We start from the raw sequence: 523 nt of genomic DNA on the forward strand, positions 1-523 counted from the left end.
TTTTCGAATATAGATCAACAGAAAATATCCGGTTGGGAATTATCAGGACGGTATGATAATGGTCGATATTTTGGAGATTTATCCTTGGTTTGGAATAAACAAAATCAGGTTTGTGATGAAAGCTCTGGCTTATTATTTGATAGTCGTTATACAGCATTTTATAAGGATTATGCTGATAAGTGCGTGGATTATGGTTTTCCGGCAGGTTATCTAGTCAATATGGCATTGCCGGAATACCAAGCCAATTTAACACTGGGTACCCGTTTATTTGATCAGAAACTGGAACTCGGTACCCGAGTCACTTATTTTGAAGGTTTTAAAAATCCATATATTGATACAATTTATACAGATTTAGGATTTATGAATGCACCTTTACAATGGGATGATACTTGGGTAGTAGATGCTTATGCCAATTATAAATACAATGAGCATCTAAGTATTGATTTTATTGGAACTAATTTGGGTAACCGTTACTATCTTGATCCAATTAGCCGATCTGCTACGCCAGCACCGGGACGTACCT

The 523-nt window shown here is 36.3% G+C and carries 1 protein-coding gene; it reads left to right on the top strand.

Annotation, left to right across the window (positions count from 1 at the left end):
* The coding region (locus F4V57_RS14715; protein WP_150330568.1) for a TonB-dependent receptor domain-containing protein at positions 1 to 523 on the top strand (523 nt) is incomplete at both ends.

This window comes from Acinetobacter qingfengensis (genome assembly GCF_008693185.1).
In the GTDB taxonomy this organism is placed as follows: Bacteria; Pseudomonadota; Gammaproteobacteria; order Pseudomonadales; family Moraxellaceae; genus Acinetobacter; species Acinetobacter qingfengensis.